The organism is Luteibacter sp. E-22, from assembly GCF_049913125.1.
Lineage (GTDB): Bacteria > Pseudomonadota > Gammaproteobacteria > Xanthomonadales > Rhodanobacteraceae > Luteibacter.
The window spans coordinates 2,911,967-2,925,497 of the sequence record NZ_CP183975.1 but is presented as its reverse complement, the minus strand read 5'-3'; the positions used below and the strand labels follow the sequence as shown (position 1 = coordinate 2,925,497).

The following is a 13,531-nucleotide window of genomic DNA, read 5'->3' as shown; positions in this document are numbered from 1 at the left end:
TGGGCACGACCATACCCTTTGGGCATGACTGATCCGACGACCTCCCCGGGTGTACGCGCCGATGTGTGGCTCTGGGCCGCGCGCTTCTTCAAGACCCGCAGCCTGGCCAAGCAGGCGATCGACGGCGGTAAGGTGGAACTCAACGACGCGACGTGCAAGCCGGCCAAGCTGGTGCACGTGGGCGACACGCTCCGGATCAACCGGGGCGAGGAACGCCTGGCTTGCGTCGTCTCGGCGCTATCGGAAAAGCGCGGACCGGCATCCGAAGCGCAGAAGCTCTATGTGGAAACGGAAGAAAGTGTCGCCGAACGAGCGCGCCGGAAAGAGGATCGCCGCCTCACGGGTGGCGCCTTGCTGCGCCCCGATTCCCGTCCGGACAAGCACGCGCGGCGCCTGATCCAGGACCTGAAGAAGACCCTCTGATCCGAGGGCCCGGAAAAACCGCCCCCCGAATCCCTACCCGGGCTGCTGACTCGGATAGGGAAGGGGGACGCCACGGGACCGGAAGATGGAGAGTCATAAGGCCCCGTGAAAGCGGCCTGGAAACTATAGGTAGCCTCGCCGGCTTAGGGAATTCGTTTGTTCGAATCGAACCGATAGTGCCGCCCTATGGTTCAGCGCAGCATTTTCCGCAGCTTGTAGAGTTGGTCGAGCGCCTCGCGCGGCGACAGGTCGTCCGGGTCGACCGCCCGCAGCGCTTCCTCCACGGGGGACGGCAGTGGCGGAGCGAACAGTCCCATCTGCGGCGCCGCCGCAGGCGGTGTCACAACGGCGGCCGTGACTTCGTGCCCCTGTTCCAGCGCGGACAGATAGCGGCGCGCATCGGCGATCACGGACTTGGGCAATCCCGCCAGTGCGGCGACCTGTAACCCGAAGCTGCGATTCGCCGGACCGTCCTTGACGGTGTGCATGAAGACCAGCTGCTCGCCATATTCGACGGCGTCGAGGTGGACGTTCGCGATGGTGGGGAATTCGCCCGCCAGTTCGGTGAGTTCGAAGTAGTGCGTGGCGAACAAGGTGAATGCGCAGCTGGTGGCGGCCAGATGGACGGCCGCGGCGCGCGCCAGCGAGAGACCATCGTAGGTGCTGGTGCCGCGGCCGACTTCATCCATCAACACGAGGCTGCACTCGGTGGCGTTGTGCAGGATGTTCGCCGTCTCGCTCATTTCCACCATGAAGGTGGATTGGCCGCGCGAGAGGTCGTCGCCTGCGCCGATGCGGGTGAAGATGCGATCGATCGGCCCGATGGTGGCGGCCGATGCGGGCACGTAGCTGCCCACGTGCGCGAGCAGCACGATCAACGCGTTCTGGCGCATGTAGGTGGATTTACCGCCCATGTTCGGACCGGTGATCACCAGCATGCGGCGGTTCTTGTCGAGCGCGAGATCGTTCGGCTCGAAGGGCTCGTCGCGAACCTTCTCGACGACGGGATGGCGGCCGCGTTCGATGCGGATGCCAGCTACATCGGTCAATTCCGGTGCCGCCCAGTCCAGCGCCTCGGCGCGCTCGGCGAGGTTGGCCAGCACGTCCAGTTCGGCCATCGCCGCGGCGGCGGTTTTCAGTTCGGGCAGGCGCTCGATCAGCTTGTCGAGCAGCAGTTCGTACAGTGCCCGCTCGCGCATCAGAGAGCGTTCCTTCGCGGACAGCACCTTGTCCTCGAATTGCTTCAGTTCCTCGGTGATGTAGCGCTCGGCGTTCTTCGTGGTCTGCCGGCGCGTGTAGTGCTGCGGGGCTTTCTCCGCCTGCGCCTTGGTGATCTCGATGTAATAGCCATGGACGCGGTTGTAACCGACCTTCAGCGTCGGAATGCCGCTGGCGGCTTTCTCGCGTTCCTCCATGTCGACCAGGAACTGGTCGGCGTTAGTGGAAAGACGGCGCAGTTCGTCCAGTTCCTCGTCGTAGCCTTCAGCGAGCACGCCGCCGTCACGAAGCAGCACGGGCGGCTGCTCGACGATGGCATGGGCGAGCAGGGCGGCCGTCTCGGCGTGGTCGCCGATACGTTCGACGAGGCCGTGCAACAAAGGGCTGTCGATGCCGGCGAGGTCGTCGCGCAGCCCGGGGGCCGCGGCGAGGCCGTCGCGCAATGTGGAGAGATCGCGCGGACGCGCCGAGCGCAAAGCCACGCGCGCCAGGATGCGTTCGAGATCGCCGATGCCGCGCAGGCGCTCGCGCAACGTCGCGTGACGGCGTGCGTCGATGAGGCTGCCGATCGCCTGGTGACGGCCACGCAGCACGTGGCGGTCGCGCAGCGGACGGTTGAGCCAGCGGCGCAGCAGGCGCGCACCCATGGGCGTCACCGTCTCGTCGAGCACGCCCAGCAAGGTGTTCTCGACGTTGCCGCTCTGGTGCGTGTCGATCTCCAGGTTGCGCCGCGTTGCGGCGTCCATGGCGATGGTCTCGCCCGCGTTCTCCACCGCCATGCCGGTGAGATGGGGCAGGGCGCTCTTCTGGGTTTCCTCGACGTAGCCGAGCAGGCACCCGGCCGCGGCGATGGCCAACGGCATGCCGTCCACGCCGAAGCCGAGCAGGTCGCGGGTCTTGAAGAAACGGCACAACTCGCGGGTGGCCGCGTCGCCATCGAAGTGCCACGGCTGGCGCTTGCGCAAGCCCGGCAGGGAGGACACGAGCTTAGGCCAGGCCACGTCCTCGCCGACCAGCGTTTCGGCGGGCTGCAAGCGGGCCAGTTCGGCGGCCAGCCCTTCGGCCGACGACACCTCGGTGAGCAGGAAGCGGCCGGTGGAGAGATCCACCCAGGCCAGTCCGTAGCCTTTCGGCCCGGCGGCGATGGAAAGCAGCAGATTGTCACGGCGCTCTTCCATCAGAGCCGCGTCGGTCACGGTGCCGGGCGTGACGATGCGCACGACCTCGCGCTTGACCGGCCCCTTGGACGTGGCCGGGTCGCCGATCTGCTCGCACAGCGCCACCGACTCGCCCAGCCTCACCAGCCGCGCCAGGTAGTTTTCCACGGCGTGGTAAGGCACGCCCGCCATGGGAATCGGCGCGCCGGCCGACTGGCCGCGTTGGGTGAGGGTGATGTCGAGCAAGCGTGCCGCCTTGCGCGCATCGTCGTAGAACAGCTCGTAGAAGTCGCCCATCCGGAAGAACAGGAGGATGTCCGGATGCTCGGCCTTCGCCGCGAGGTACTGGCGCATGAAGGGCGTATGCCCGGCGGCCGCCGAGATGTCTTCTGCTAAAGCCATGATTTTCCGAGATCGATCGATAGAGGCGGGCCGGTGCCGGCACGCTGGCCGTACATGATAAGCGACGTGGGGCGGGCTTGCCGGGAACGCCTATTGCGCCGGGCGGAAGCCCGACGCGCGCACGGTTTCCCGGCGCCGGTGGCTGGTATCCTCTGGCGCGGGGAACCAGGACCATATGCCAAAGGAGTCTTGATGTTCGGCACGCAGATGGAAACGACGCGGCGACGCCGCCTTGCCCGACTCGGGGCGCCGGCTTTGATCTTCCTGCTCGCTGGCCAGGCGGCTTTCGCCAGTCCTCGCATGCCGTCAGGCGACGAAGCGCAGGCGCGAATGAGCCCGTCCTACGGCGCCTGCGTCGATGCGACCAAGGGTGGCGACCGCGGGTCATGCATCGCCAGGGAGTACGACTACCAGGACGCCCGCCTCAATGTCGCGTACCGGAAACTGTCGGCGTCGCTCGACGAGGCGAAGCGGACGGCACTACGGAATGAAGAACGCCAATGGCTGGCCGATCGCGACAAGGCGTGCGGTAAAGGCAACGGCAAGGACGTGGTGAAGAACGAATGTTCCCTCGGTCGAACGGCTGGCAGGGCCACCGAACTCGAGCAACGCATAGGTCTCGCTCCCGCGTCGGCAGAGGCTGTGAAGGGCGACTGGGGCTTTCGCAGCGACTGCGGTTCCGGGCATTACGTGCAGTTCTCCGCCAAACCAGCCGGCGCCGCTGTCGAGGGGACGTGGTCCGACGGTACACGAGCCGGAGGCGAGTCGGGCTCGTTCAAGGGCCAACTGCGCGAGGGAAAGCTCTTCGTTCGTTTCTGCAGCGACGAAGAGACCAGGGACGGCTTCCCGCTATGCCCGGCCTACGGTACCGGCGACGACGCGTACTTCGTGCCCGTGGGCAAGGATCTCGCCTGGTACCGGACGTGGGGCTCACCCGCCGACGGCAAGTTCGAAAAATACGTGGAATTGCATCGCACGGCCCGCGGCGAAAAGGTGCCGTTGGATACCCGTTGTCCGGCCGGTTCGAACTGACTACGTTCCTGAAGGAGATAGAGCATGCCTGGATTGACCGATAACGAAGCCCGCGCGCTGGCTTACTTTGCGATTGGCGTGACTTCGGAAGGCTCCGATGTGGCATATCGCCTGAGCCTCGCCGGAAATACCGGAAGGGACGCACACGGGAATCCCATCCTGATTCCCGTGGGGAACAGCGGTTACTCGATAGGTACCTTGCAGACCGACCTGGGACAGCACCCCGAGGTGGCGACGCAACTGACGGACGCGTTCCAGGCGTGGGCACGGACCCAGCACCCGGATTGGGAACTATCGGCGGCCCAGCGCAATCAGACCGCGGCGGACCTGGGACGTACGGGGCACCAGATCGAAGCGCAGCATGGCCGGCCACTCGATGCAACGGTCAAGTCGCACCTGGACACCTTCATGGCGAGCGATGCGGGCATTTCGTTTGTCCATGCGCGGGATACGGCGCAGGTGGACCGGTTGATGACGAACGCCGTCGCACCCCTGCAAGGTACCTCGTTGTACCAGAACGCCTCGGAGCAGGACCAGGCCCGGCTCATCGGCATTACCGCGAAACTCTATAACCAGAGCGAAACCTACGGAAACCGCCTGCTGCAACAGATCGAAAGCGGCCAGCACCACAGCGTGACCGAGGTAAGCGCTTCGTTGAACCGCTATGCGGACTATGTCACCGACGGACGGGACCACGCGCTGCAAGGCACCGCGTTGTTCAACGACCTGCGGGCGACACCCGCCAATCACCCCATGCGTCCCGCGTGGGACAACGTGCTCGCCAATCCCACGGTCAATCCGACGCAGCTCGGCAACGATCCGACACACCCGAACCTCCCCCACGAATACGCGGTCATCAAGGATGCCTTCGTCGATCCGGCACACAGCCGTCCGATGATCCAGGCCCTGGGCCAGAATGGCTCGTATGCGCAGACAGCGAGGGATCGCGGCTTCTACGCGGAAGGTCGCGACATGCTGATGTGGGACAGGAAGGGCAACGGCCATGCACTGGTCGACGGTCAATGGAGCAGTGTCGACAGCCGGGATATCCATACGGTAAGAAATGCCGACCATACCCTCGATGTGAACGTACGGCGCAACGGTGCCGAAGAGCGCTTGCTGCATGTGACCCATCCGGGCCAGGGGCGCGGCCAGCCTTCCCATCCCGGCAATGCAAGTGGCGATCATGTCCAGCGCGCCGGCACGTTGCGCGAGCACGATCACAGTCCCGAAGTGAGGGCGTTGCAAGCCCAATTGGTCCAGCTCGGCTATAAGGGTGCCGACGGAAGACCGATCACGCCCGATGGCGACTTCGGTGGCAACACCAAGGCCGCCCTGCAATCCTTCCAACGCGACCATCACCTCACCGACGATGGCGTCGCGGGAACGAAGACGTTCGACGCGTTGAGGCAGGCCACGCAACCGGCGGCTCCGCCGGTCTCCCTCGCCGATGCGTCACATCCAGGCCATGCCATGTTCCAGCAGGCGACAGCGGGCGTGCATGCGCTGGATGCGAAGCAGGGACGTACCCCAGACCAGCTAAGCGCCAACCTTGCAGGCTCGTTGGCCGCTTCGGCTCAGGCGCAGGGAATGACCCGCATCGACCATGTCGCCTTGAGCGACGATGCCAAGCGTGCCTATGCCGTGCAGGGCGACCTGAATTCGCCGTTCAAGCAGGTTGCGGAGGTCGATGTAAGCCAGGCGGTGGGGAAGAGCGTGGCGCAAAGCAGCGCAGAGTGGCAGCAACACGCCGCGCAAGCCCCCCAGCAGGCAACGCCACAACAGGCACAGCAACCACAGCCCCAACCGGAACAGCCGGGCATGCACCGCTGACGCGATGTGAGGAGCCGCCCCTCGCGGGGCGGCTCCTCCGGGTTTACACCCGCATCGAGCCCTGTTGCTGGCTTTGCACCTGCGCTTCGGCCTGCTGCTGAGCCTGTGCCTGTGTCTGGCTGTGCGGCATGGCCTCCGCGCTGCTCTGTGCCAGCGGTGTCCGCGTGGCCTGGAGCACGTCGACTTCGGCGACCTGCTTGAACGGCGACTTCGAATCACCCTGCATGGCGTAGGCTCTGCTGGCATCGTCGCTGAGCGCCACGTGATCGATTCGTTGCATACCGTTCGTCACGGCGGCCGCGGTGAGCGAGCCCGCGATCATGCTCGTATGCGGTCCCGAGGCCCGCCCATGCTGCGCATCGAGACGCTGGACGCCGTCGAGCGCCTGGCGGTACATGCCGTTGGATGGGTGGCTGGCGTCGTCGAGCGAAGGCGCTCCGGCGTGTTGTCGATTGGCGTCGAGCGCGCGCAAGGTTTTCGGCCCAGCGATGCCGTCGGCTTCCAGGCCATGAGCGCGCTGGAAAGCCTGCACAGCCTCCTTGGTCTTCGGTCCGAAGTCGGCATCGACGGCCGCTGGCTGACCATTCGACGCGACATAACCCTGATCGCGCAGCTGGCGCTGTAGCGCTTCGACCGCCGGTCCATTCGCTCCTGCACGTAGCGATGCGCTTTCCTGCGTGGCGTGCTGGGTGGTGGTGCCGGTGTCTGGTGCGGTGGACGGGGTATTTTGCCGTTGCGGTGTCTGCTCCAGCGCTTTCAACGTCGCGGGGCCGACCACGCCATCCGCCTTCAAGTGGTGGTCCGCCTGGAAGCGCTCGATCGCGAGGCGCGTTTCCTTGCCTGCATGGCCATCCACCTTCAGCGGCTGACCCGCAGAGTCGGTGTAGCCGTTGGCATTGAGCAGCGTCTGCACGTGCTCTGCCTTTTCCTTGCTCATCCCGTGCGAGGCCGTCGCGGTGGGCATCGCTTCGGGGCCGCCGGGCTTGTAACCCTTCTCGATGGCGTTCTGCCACGCCTCGGCAGCGTTCCTGCGCTCGCCGAGACCATTGTGGCCACCGTTGATGTCCTTGCATGCGGCGTCCACGTCGGTCTGGTGACCGTTGGACTGGACGCGATCCTTCCAGTACTGGATGGCGATCCTTGCAGCCACCTCCTTGTCTTCCGCGAGCTCGGGATGCTTGACGAGATCGAGCCCCAATTCCTTGCCCATCTTCTCGTAACCGGCGCGGCCGGTAAGCTGGACATAGCCGCGGCCATGGAAGGTCCAGCCGTCTCCCGGCTCGGTATTGCCGAGATTCTTCTTGCCCCAGGCGCCGCCGTAGATTTCGTTGGCGATGGCCTCGGGACCGCCGGCGGCAATCTTGTTGGCCTCGGCGAGCGTATTCATCCCGTTGCGGCCGGGGAACACCTCGAGCAGACGGCTACCGGAGTAACCGAGCCCTTCGGTCATGCGGGAATATCCACCCGACTCGACCTGCATCTGGCCCATGAAATTGCTCAGTTCCTTGGGGTCCGTAATACCCGCCTTCATGGCGGCATCCATCAGATAGTCGGCGTTTTCTTTCGCGGACATGGTGTAACTCCTGGCTAATGAAAGGAGGGATTCGAAACGCGATCAGCGTGTGGGAATCCCGTTTTTCTCGATCGCGGGGTCACTCTTCCATTTGAGTGTCGCGTCGATGAGGGCGTCTTCATCCGTGTCGGTCACCTTGCCGGACTGGCAAGTGCTTTGCTTCACCGGCTTGGCCTGGCCATCCTTCAAGACGACCAGACCGCCGTCCTGCAGGTTGTTGGAGCCCGAGACGGAATAGACGACGTACGTGAAACCGGCGTTCGTGAAGGCATAGGCGTAGCCCCCGGTATTGCCGGCGAATGTCAGATGCGAGCGCGTGAACTCACCCTTGCTGCCAGTAGCCGGAAAGGTCATTTCGGGTTTCGACGCGTCGCGGCCATAGGCGTAGTAAAAGCGTCCGTCACCATGGGCCACATCACCTGCGGCGCACATGGAGACGGTCTTGGTGCTGCCAGCGAGGGGGCAGGAAAACACGACTTGATCGGACTTGCCGCACATATTGGCCGGTGCGGTAGCTGCCAAGGTGGTTGCCGGAAGGGCGGCGGTTGCGGCGATCACTAATAGTGCTTTTGCGGCAGGTTTCATGAGACGACTCTGTTCAGGGGAAGGAAAACAGCAGTTGCGCGTCTGTGGTTTCTGTCAGATGGAAAGTGGTTCGATCTTCGCCTTTTCCATCAACCGCGACGTGAAGTATTTGTCCTGGTAGTAGCGGATCTTTTCGCACATCACCGGATGTGGGATGCCTTCGTAGAGGAATACTTCCTTCTCGGTGCCCATGGCTTTCAGTTCCTGCGGAAGCATGAGCGCGCGCTTCTCTTCGGAATGGCTCTTCGACACGTCACCCTTCTTGCTCTTGGTGATGTTCTCGCGGCGTACCGTCGTATAGCCGAGCATGTCGGAGTAGTCGTTGGCGTCCTGCTGTTCGCGCGGAGCGTAGACGATCTGCAGGGCGTGGTTCGTGATGACCGTGCGTGAGACATCCTTGCCGTAGGTGGCGTCGAGCTGGGCCATGCTCTGGATGATGGGCAGGAGGCGGATGTTGTAGCCCGCCATGTACGACACCGCCGAGGCGATGATCTCCACCCTGCCGATCGATGTGAACTCGTCCATCAGCAGCAGGCACTGGTGCTTCAGGGTCGGGTCGTTCTGCGGCAACACCTTGGTGTTGAGGTTGATCAGCTGGCTGAAGAACAGGTTCACGATCAGCTTGCTCTCGGCCAGCTTGTTCGGCTGGATACCGATATAGATCGTCATCTTCTTCTTGCGCACATCGGTGAGCAGGAAATCGTCTTCACTGGTGGCCGCGTCCAGCACGGGGTTGATCCAGGCGTTCAAGGGCTCCTTGAAGGTGCCGAGGATGGACGCGAAGGTTTCGTTGGCTTGCGATAGCAGGTTGGCGAAGGCCGACTGGGCGTTGGCGCTCAGGAAGGGTTCTTTCGAGAGTCGCGTATACAGCTCGCGCAAGTCGGTGCCGTCGCCCGACGACAGGCGGTAGATCATGCCCAGGGTAGGCTTGCTGCGCACGATCGCCGGTCGGCCCTTCTTCTCGTCGTCCTCCCACTTCTCGCAGAGGTATAGCGAGAATGCCATGAAGGCGTTGCGCGCCTGGCTCACCCAGAACTTCTGATCGTCGGACACGTCCGGGTAGAGCATCGAGGCGATGCTCATCAGGTCCGACACACGGAATGCGGGGTCCTTCGAGACATAGCTCAATGGATTCCAGCGGTGCGTGCGGCGGTCCTCGGCGAACGGGTTGAACAGGTAGATTTCCTGTCCCTGCGACTTGCGCCAGCCACTGGTCAGGTCGAAATTCTCCTGCTTGATGTCCAGCACCACCACCGATTCCTGGTAGTCGAGCAGGTTCGGGATCACCACGCCAACGCCCTTGCCCGAGCGGGTGGGCGCGGCGAGGATCACGAACTGCTGGCCCGGAAGACGGACCAGGTCGCCCTTGAACTTGCCTACGAGGATGCCGTTCGGAGCAGGGGAGAGCATGTTCTGCTTGCGGAGATCGGAGGCGGTGGCGAAGCGGGCGTCGCCGTGCATAGCCTGTTTTTTGGGCTTCATCAGGAAATAAAGCACGACGAGCCACGCGATCAGCGGCACGAGGATGCCGATGATGCCCGCCGTTTCGATCTTCCACACATAGGGCTGTACCTGGGGAAGATTCAGCGCCTTGATATAGCTCCAATACGTATTCCATTTGACGTGCTCGTCCTTCAAGCCGAGGAAGAGCAGCGTCAGGTACCCCGAGAAGAAATTTCCGCACAACAGCGCGGTAAAGGCGAGTCCAGCCGCCCAATATCCCCTGAACTTACTCATGCAAATAGCCTACCGTCGTTTTAGTCAGTGGTAAGTGGGGACGAGCTCGGGCTGTCCGCCCGCGGAATCCCAGCCGCCCGGTTGCTTCCCGGCAGGACAAACAGTCCCATATTGCTCGAATGACGCGACATCGTCCGCCGACCACGGCTTGCCGTACGGATTGGGCTCGCATAACGGGTTGACCATGAAGGTCGTGCCGAGGAACGGCGGTAGAGGCCACCAACAACGACTTGGGTCGTCCCGTCCGTACGTACAGAAGAGGAATGGGTCGCTATTTCGATACGTGAGCACCTGGGCATTCGATACGAACGTAGAAAGCATGAGTGCGATGAACAATCCGATTTTCATGTGACTTCCTGTTTGATCTGCATGGGTAAGGGTGGCATCGCGTCCAGACTGTAACGATCAAGGCTGCGTGTGCGATGGCGTAGGTGCTGACTGCTGCTGCGTTGCTTGCGTCACATGACGTGCCTGCTGTTGTTCGGAAGCCTGCTGCCACTGCTGCGTGCTCTGCTCGACGGGAGTGCCTACCGCGCGCTGCGTGTCCACCTCCGCCACTTGCTTGAACGGTGAATTGGCTTCCCCTTGCACCGCATAGGTCCGGCTGGCGTCCGCACTCAGGGTGACGTGATCGATTCGCTGCATGCCTCCCTGTTGGGCTGCCGCGGTCAGCGACGCGGCGAGCCGGGTGCTCTGTTCGTCGGGTTGGCGTTGAAGCTGGCTGTCGAGCCGCTGGACGCCGTCACGAGCCTGTTGGAACAAGCCGTGGCCTGGGTGCTCAGGATGATCGAGCCGCTGCGGCGTGGGCTTCTCATCGTTGAACCAGGAGCCGGGGTGGGTGAGGGTATTCCAGGCATTGGATGCACCCTCGCTGATCGCGTGGCCAGCCGCGTGGAGGTCTTTCGACACTTCGTCGCGTACCCGGCCCGCCACTTCCGCCACCTCGTGCGCCGCATGACTCACGGCATGACCGGCCGCGGTCAGGCCTTCGTCGATTTTCTCGTGCAGGAAGTCGACGCCCTCACCGATGGCTTTGGGTATCTCCCACGAGGCCGACAATCCCTTGCGGATATCCATGACATCGTTGCGATAACGATCGACCATCCCTTCATGGGCTCGATAGCGGGCCTGGCTTTCGGCATCGATGATCGAATGGCCAAGAAGCTTGCTTTCCGGCACGAAATTGTCGATCGCATGGGCGTCGAAATCGGTGGCCTTGATCGGATTGCGCGGCGAGAGAATCCCGCTGTCGTCGCGGTAGCCCGCATGTGACAAGGTGTCGATATCCTTCTGCGCCGCGTAGATCCGGACTTCGCCGAAGTGTTCGCTGGCGGCGCTTACCAGGTCACCGGCCCGCACGTGGTCGATAACCTGGTTTCCACCTGCGGGAACGCCTTGTAGCAATCCGGCGGCCCCGTAGGCGTTGAACGTTTCACCTTTCAAGCCATAGCGCGATGCCGCTATCTCGGCGAGCGTGCCGCCGAGGGAATGCCCCGTTACCGAGATATCGGGCGGAGCGTTCCCCTGGTCGGAGGCATCCTGCTTCGTTTCCGCGATGACCCGTTCGGTGAAAGTCATGGCGTCGTGCGTTTGGAGGTTCACTCCAGTCAGAACCATGCCCGCGTCCACGCCGCCATCACGGACGGGCTCGCGATCGAACTCGGTGCCGCGAAACGCGATGACGACCTGACTCGGTTTGACGTCTTCGCGTATGTACGCCTGGGCCTGGAATCCCGTCGCCGGGTTGTTCTCTGCAGCGGCGACGCGATAGGTAACGCCGTCCAGGATGACTTTCTGGTTGACAGGCGTGTCGTGATAGACGTTCTGCGAAAGCAGGGCATAGTCCGTCGATCGCGGGCTCATTGGAGCTTCTCCACGGCCTTCAAGGTGATGGAGAAGATCGCGCCGGCATCATTGAAATCAGACTTGCTTGGGGAACCTATGTCGATACGCGAACGCGACGCCCTTTCATAGGAACGCTCCGAAAAATACCGGACCACGCTTTTCTGGCCAAGGATGTCATCGTGATAAATAGCCGGACTGAAATTCACCTCGCCATGGTGGAAGTCGGCGGAAGCACCGACGACCGACCAGTGGCAGACCCCGAGGCCAAAATAGTCCTCATCCTGGATCTGGTCGACATAGATCACGGCCTTGAACGTATTCTCGCCGTCTCGCTCGAAGACGACGGGAAGCCGCTTCTGAGGCTCCACGGTGGCGCCCGTGACAGGAGTCAAGGGAACACAGGCCCCGTTGGACACCTTGTAATCCACGGACCCATCGATTCGCTCGAAGGCTCCAGGAGCACCGGTCACCGTGGCCGTGATCTCGTAGCGCATGCGAGGGTTCGGATTGAGCTTGATATCGGGCTGTTTCATGGAGGCACCATAGGCATGAGGAATCAGAGACAGGAGGGCAACGACGGCTCCACTGCGTAGCGGACGTATCGTCGTCATGCTCATGGCCCCGGCATCGGTTGCGCATGCTGTTGTTGCGCCTGCTGTTGCGCAGGGGCTTGCTGGGCCACGTGCTGCAAGGCCTGGCTGCTTTGCTCGACCGAAGTGTTCATGGCCCGCTGCGTTTCCACCTCGGCGACCTGCTTGAACGGTGAACCAGGCTCGCCCTGCATGGCATACGCCCGGCTGGCATCGGCGTTGAGGGTAACGTGGTCGATGCGTTGCAGGCCTTCCTGGCGTGCGGCGACCGTGAGCGATGCCGCAAGGCGATCGCTGCGCTCGTCCGGTGCGCGTCCATGTTGCGCATCCAGCCGGTGAACGCCTTCCCGGGCCTGCCGGTAGATCTCATGATCCGGATGGGATGGCGTATCGAGTCGCGGTGCTCCGTGAGCCTGCTGGTGCTGGAGTGCTTCCGCCGTACGTGGGCCGACCACGCCGTCGGGCTTCAGCCCATGGGCACGCTGGAAGTTCTCGACGGCTTCCTTCGTATGCCCGCCGAAATGGCTGTCGGTCGACAGGCGATGCCCCTGGGCATCGCGCATGCCGAGGGCGTTCAGGCGCTCCTGCAACGCGTGGACATCGGGGCCTCTGGCGCCCTCGCGCATAACCGTGTGGCTACCGTCGTGGGAATGGCCGGCGGGCGCGGCGTGGGCGCCCCCAGGCTGGACCTGCCGGTCGCGCCAGAACGTTTCCGGATTGACCGGGTGGCCTTGCGCATCTTTCATTTGGTAATGGACGTGCTGCGCATATTGACCGGCGCCGTCTGGGCCTCGACCGCCCATGCGTCCGATTTCATCGCCCACCTGGATGTGCTGCCCGATTTTCACTGATTGGGACTGCGTATGCAGAAGCTCATGGCTGTTGCCTTCGGCATCGCGAATCTTGATCGTGCCGTATTGCCCGCCGACGAAGGTGACCTCGCCGGCGATCGGCGAATGGACGGAGGGATGGGTCAGGTTGATACCCGACTGTCCCCCCTCGTAGTTGAAGTCCGATCCACCATGGGGTCCCTTGGCGCGATGTTCGCCATAGTGCCCGGTGATGTGCGCCGCACGATTGCCCTGCTGCGGCAGGATGACATTCATGACGTCCTGGTATGGCATGGGTCTCTCCTC

At 63.3% G+C, this 13,531-nt stretch carries 11 protein-coding genes; 3 read left to right on the top strand and 8 right to left on the bottom strand.

What is annotated here, in order from left to right; genetic code table 11:
• The first annotated feature begins 24 nt into the window (after window positions 1–24).
• Complete coding sequence (locus tag ACN9M2_RS13130; RefSeq protein WP_426285151.1) at window positions 25–423, top strand: RNA-binding S4 domain-containing protein; 399 nt, start codon at window positions 25–27, stop codon at window positions 421–423.
• A 191-nt stretch (window positions 424–614) separates the two neighbouring features.
• Here the strand turns inward: ACN9M2_RS13130 and mutS are convergent, their stop codons facing one another.
• The gene (gene mutS, locus ACN9M2_RS13125; RefSeq protein ID WP_426285150.1) at window positions 615–3,200 is read right to left on the bottom strand and encodes a DNA mismatch repair protein MutS; all 2,586 of its coding nucleotides are present in this window, start codon (window positions 3,198–3,200) and stop codon (window positions 615–617) included.
• A 192-nt stretch (window positions 3,201–3,392) separates the two neighbouring features.
• Here mutS and ACN9M2_RS13120 point away from each other — a divergent pair, with 192 nt between their 5' ends.
• Together ACN9M2_RS13120 and ACN9M2_RS13115 are read left to right on the top strand one after the other, a co-directional pair.
• Window positions 3,393–4,232, top strand: coding sequence for a lysozyme inhibitor LprI family protein (locus ACN9M2_RS13120; RefSeq protein ID WP_426285149.1), 840 nt, complete (start codon window positions 3,393–3,395; stop codon window positions 4,230–4,232).
• A gap of 24 nt (window positions 4,233–4,256) precedes the next feature.
• Window positions 4,257–6,065, top strand: coding sequence for an XVIPCD domain-containing protein (locus tag ACN9M2_RS13115; protein WP_426285148.1), 1,809 nt, complete (start codon window positions 4,257–4,259; stop codon window positions 6,063–6,065).
• Window positions 6,066–6,108: 43 nt separating this feature from the next.
• Here the strand turns inward: ACN9M2_RS13115 and ACN9M2_RS13110 are convergent, their stop codons facing one another.
• The 7 genes from ACN9M2_RS13110 to ACN9M2_RS13080 are packed head-to-tail and all read right to left on the bottom strand — an operon-like array spanning window position 6,109 to window position 13,519.
• The gene (locus tag ACN9M2_RS13110; RefSeq protein ID WP_426285147.1) at window positions 6,109–7,638 is read right to left on the bottom strand and encodes a peptidoglycan-binding protein; all 1,530 of its coding nucleotides are present in this window, start codon (window positions 7,636–7,638) and stop codon (window positions 6,109–6,111) included.
• Between the two features lie 42 nt (window positions 7,639–7,680).
• Entirely contained in the window at window positions 7,681–8,223 is a 543-nt protein-coding gene (locus ACN9M2_RS13105; RefSeq protein WP_426285145.1) for a hypothetical protein, read from the bottom strand.
• Between the two features lie 54 nt (window positions 8,224–8,277).
• On the bottom strand, window positions 8,278–9,960 hold the full coding sequence (locus ACN9M2_RS13100) for a type IV secretory system conjugative DNA transfer family protein (protein ID WP_426285144.1): 1,683 nt from the start codon (window positions 9,958–9,960) through the stop codon (window positions 8,278–8,280).
• 24 nt (window positions 9,961–9,984) lie between these two features.
• Window positions 9,985–10,308 (bottom strand): hypothetical protein, encoded by a 324-nt coding sequence (locus ACN9M2_RS13095; protein WP_426285142.1) that lies wholly within the window; start codon window positions 10,306–10,308, stop codon window positions 9,985–9,987.
• Window positions 10,309–10,365: 57 nt separating this feature from the next.
• Window positions 10,366–11,823 (bottom strand): XVIPCD domain-containing protein, encoded by a 1,458-nt coding sequence (locus tag ACN9M2_RS13090; protein WP_426285141.1) that lies wholly within the window; start codon window positions 11,821–11,823, stop codon window positions 10,366–10,368.
• Window positions 11,820–12,422 (bottom strand): hypothetical protein, encoded by a 603-nt coding sequence (locus ACN9M2_RS13085; RefSeq protein WP_426285140.1) that lies wholly within the window; start codon window positions 12,420–12,422, stop codon window positions 11,820–11,822. Before ACN9M2_RS13085 ends, ACN9M2_RS13090 begins: the two co-directional genes overlap by 4 nt.
• Window positions 12,419–13,519: an XVIPCD domain-containing protein gene (locus tag ACN9M2_RS13080; protein WP_426285139.1), complete on the bottom strand. Its 1,101-nt coding sequence runs from the start codon at window positions 13,517–13,519 to the stop codon at window positions 12,419–12,421. Before ACN9M2_RS13080 ends, ACN9M2_RS13085 begins: the two co-directional genes overlap by 4 nt.
• Window positions 13,520–13,531: the final 12 nt, after the last annotated feature.